The organism is Rhizobium sp. P1_E1 (assembly GCF_056406015.1).
Map to the genome: position 1 here is coordinate 1 of NZ_JBFUAY010000298.1, position 4,549 is coordinate 4,549.

At 63.3% G+C, this 4,549-nt stretch carries 1 protein-coding gene; it reads right to left on the minus strand.

Annotated elements, in window-relative coordinates:
• Positions 1-4,549 (minus strand): DUF4082 domain-containing protein (locus AC1D1Z_RS34360; RefSeq protein ID WP_477853254.1); only part of this gene is annotated, 4,549 nt, incomplete at both ends.

Here is a 4,549-nt window from a genome sequence, read left to right on the forward strand (position 1 = left end):
GTCCAGAGATAGCCGTTGTGCGGGCCTGTATTGTCTGCCCCTTTGTAGAAGCGGATGCCGGTGACCCAGCCTGCCGTATCGGCCTGGAATTTCATGCCGAGATTAACCGGCTGGTTGTCGTTGACGGAGACGATTGAAGGCGTCGCATCGGCGGCAAAGAGGTTCTGCTCCGGCCCTTCCGTCTGGCCCCCGTTGATGGTGAGCGCAACCTGCGCCGACGCCGTGCCGCCCTTGCCGTCTGCAATTGCGTAGCTGAAGCTCGCCGGTCCCGAATAGCCTGCCGTCGGCGTGAATGTCACCGTCTGGGCCTGGGCGTCGTATGCGACCGAGCCATTGACCGCGCCACTGACGCCGGTGATGGCAAGCGGATCGCCATCGGCATCGGTGTCGTTTGCCAGGAGCACTGAGGCCTGGATGGTGATCGGCGTGCCGGTATTGGTCGACAAGCCGCTGTCATTGGCGGCGACCGGAACCGCGTTCTGCGCGCCGCCCTGATGGTAGAGGACATCCACCCAGTAATTCGTGGCATTGTAGGAGGCGGTCGGGAACAGGCTGCCCGAGCCATAGGCATAAAGGCCGTTGCCACCGCTCGCAGCACTCGACGGTGCCGTCAGCGCGCCACTCGTATGGTCCGTCGTGAAGTAGTTCGCCGTTGCGGAATAGAAGCCGTTCGAATGGTAGCTCGCCACATAGGTGGCGCCGGCCGTGACATTGATCGGCTGGCTGAAGGAAACCGTCTGCCAGCCGCTCGCCGTCTCGTTGATGAAGGTCGCCTGGCCCAGAAGCTGGCCGCTCGCCGCCCATAGCGAGCCGACATGCGTACCGGTATCCTGGGCGCTCCTGTAATAGGTGAGCCCGGTGATCTGGCCGTTTGCGGAAGCGATGAACTTGACGCCGAGTTCGACCGAGTTGGCGTCATTGGCGCCGGCAACCCCCGACGTGTCGGCGCCGCCGAACAGTCTCGACGTCGTACCTCCGCCGGGCGGAGTGCCGACAGTAAGGCTCACCGTGGCCGACGCCGTTCCGCCAAGCCCATCCGAGATCGAATAAGAGAAGCTTGCCGCGCCCGCATAACCCGCCGTTGGCGTGAAAATGACGGACTTGGTCTGGCTGTTGAAGGTCACCGTTCCATTGACCGCACCGTTGACGCCGGTGATGCTGAGCGGATCGCCATCGGCATCGGTGTCGTTTGCAAGCAGGCTGGCTGCGGCAATCGACAGCGCCGTATTGGAATAGGTGGTGTAGCCATTGTCGTTGGCGGCGACCGGCACCGAGTTGCCCGTCGACTGGTTGTAGACGACATCCACCCAGTAGTTCGACGACTGGTAGCTGGAGGTCGGGTATGCCGAGCCCCCGACCGTGTAGACGCCATTGCTGCCGGCGAGCGCCGTCAGCGAGCCATGGGTATGGGCTGACGTGAAATAACCTGCCGTCGCCACATAGGAGCCTGTGGTGCTGTAGGAGGCGACATAGGTCGTGCCGGCCCCGATATGCACCGCGTTGGTGAATGTCGCGGTCTGCCAGCCGTTCACCAATCCGCTGTCGGCGAAGGCGACGGTCGCAACCAGCGTCCCGTCCGCCGTCCACAGGGAGCCGGTATGGGCCCCGGTATCGCCGGCCGCCTTGTAGTAGCGGATGCCGGTAATCATGCCGCTCGACGAAGCGACGAACTTCATGCCGAGTTCCATCGCCTGGCCGTCGTTGAAGCTGGCGCCCGTCGGCCCCTCGCTTGAGGTAAACAGCGTTTCCCCCGAAGGGCCTGGGTTCACGGTGAGGCTGACGCTGCCCTGATCCGTGCCGCCGCGCCCGTCCGACAGCGTATAGGCGAAGCTTGCCGGCCCCGAATAATTGTTGGTCGGCGTGAAGATGACGGTGCCGTTCTGCCTATTGAGCGTCACCGTCCCGTTGACGGCATTGCCGACGGCCGAAATCGTCATTGCATCGCCATTGGGATCCGTATCGTTTCCGATGAGCGAGGCAATCGAGATGACGACGCTGTCGTTGCGGGTGATGGTCAGCCCCATATCGTCGGTCGCAACCGGCGCGCTGTTGGGACCGGCATCGAAGACGACGTCGACCCAGTAGTTGGTGCCGGTGCCGGGGCTCTGGCCGGGAAATGTGCCGGCATTGTCGCCATAGGCATAGACGCCGCCGCCATCGACCGCTTTCAACGCGCCGCTGGCATAGGGGCTGGCGAAATAATTCTGGGTGGCGGAGTAGAAGCCGCCGCTGTGATAGGAGGCCACATAGGTCGTGCCGGCGGCAATCTGGATCGGGCTGGAGAACAGCACCGTCTGCCAGCCGGAGAGCGACTCGCCGACCGATACTCCCGTTGYCAGCCGTGTTCCATCGGCGCTCCAGAGGCTGACGACATGGTCGCCGATATTGTAGAAGCCCTTGTAGAAGCGGATGCCCTCCACGAAGCCCGCCGTCGTCGCCTGGAAGCGCAGGCCGAGCTCGACGGAATCGCGATCGATCGCCACTTCGGTCCCCGGCTTTTCCGCCAGCGTCCATAGGCCCTGCGTGCTCGGCAGGGTGACGGTGACCTGCTTGCCGACAGACGGCGCCTCCATATTGACGCTGTCGTCGACGGCCCGTGACATGACCGTGTAGGTTCCGCTCGCCTGGACGACCCAGTTATAGCTCCAGCTCTCGCGGCCTGACGCCTTGAACCAGTGCTGGCCGCCATCGGTCGAGACTTCGACGCCGGCAATGATGCCGCCGCCGAAATCCTGCGCCGTTCCCGTGATCGTCACATGCTGCCCTTCGAGGAAGCTTGCGCCGACGATCGGCGAGGTGACCGACGAGGTGGGCTTCAGCGTGTCGGTCGATTGTGTCGCAAGGATCAGGCTCGCATCCAGCGTGGTCGGCTGAATGCCCATGTCCGCGAACATGTTGACCATCGCCTGCTGCACATTGCGATCGGTCGAGGTTGCCGGACCTTGGTGGTTGTCACTCAGCCCCCAGGACCAGAAGACTGTGCCGGCGCCGAAGACCAGCGCGCCGCTTGCCGCCCGGTACATGGTGAGACTATGGGTCGCCACTGCATCGCCGACCGTCGCGCCATAGTCGCGCAGATACGTGCTCACCGAGACCGAGGAGAGCGACAGATTGATCAGTCCGGCCGGACGGAATCCGTTCTCGACATCGGAATCCCATTCGTAGCCGAGCAGGTTCTGCACGAGATTGTAGGTCTCACCGTCCTGCAGCTCCGAAACGTCGGTATTGCGCCAGAAGCGCAGGTTCGAATAGTCGTAGGGGATGGAGATCGTATCCTGGCGGTAGCTGTCCACCTGGAACATCGTGCCCGTCAGCGCATTCTCCGGCTGCTGCCCCGGATCGGCATAGCGCGGATCGCGCCAGGTGCCGGTGCCGACATTGCTCGGATCCGTGCTCGTGCCCCAGGTTTCCTTGTAGCAGACCATGGTGCGGTAGGCCTGGCCACTGCCGTCGATGCTGCTTTCCCAGCGGACCTTCCAGTAGCACTCGTTGCCGCTCCAGAAGGCGAGGTTGACGCCGGCATCGCGCGCCGCCTCGACATTGGCGCGCTGTTCGGCAGACCAATATTCGTCATGCCCGACCGAGAGATAGGCATCGTGGTTGAGCAGCAGCGCGCCGTTGCGCGTCGCATCGACGCCGGATATATAGGAAACGTCGTAGCCGTTCTGTTCGAGCCACGAAATGGCGGAGGATTCGACGCCGAAAATGTAGTCGTGCGAGCCGCCGATCGGGCTCGTATTGGTAATGATCGGCCTGTTATAGCTGACCGCCGAGGCCCGGCCGATGGCCTGCAGGCCGCAGCTGCAGTTCGGCGGCAGGTAACCGATCATGTCTGCCGGATCGACGGGCACTTGGCCATAATAGAGGCTGGCGCCGCCCCAGGCATTATAGGCCTGCCATGTCGTGTCGGACGTCTGGAAGACGATATTGCTGGTGGAGGCGTCGTCGCGCACGACAAAAGGAATGATGCTGGCGTCTTCAACGCCGTCCTCGCGCACCAGCTTGGCGAAATAGACGCCGGAGACCGCGTCCGTCGGAATCTGCCAGCTCGCCGAGACCGACCAGTTGCCGCAGTCGATGAGGCCGAGCGACATATCGACGATCGGATGCGGCTGGATCTGCGCCGTCGTCAGCGATTGCTCGATGGAGTCGACCTTGCGCGCCCCGTCCCCGCCATAATAGCCCATGCGGTAGATATCGATGCGGTAATGGGTGGAATCGGTGGCGATCTTGAAATCGACCGTCTGGCCGATATTCGTGCTGATTTCGGTGGCGAAGCCCTGGATGGTGCCGCCGCCGTCGCCCTCCAGACCCCATTCGCTGATCGGGTTGCCCTGCTTCAGGTTTTCGAGCGCGATCTTGTTGGGCGTCGCAGCAGTTGCAGCAGCTGCAGCCGCCGCCACCGGTGCTGCACGCGCAGTCGGGGCCGCGGTCGTATTGGCAGAAGCGTCTTGGCTTGGCCCCAGCGAGATGGAGGCTATCGAGGTTTGAAGGCGCAATGACGTTGTGCCGGAACCGGCGGCAGGATCGGCCGGCGGCGTGGTAGCGC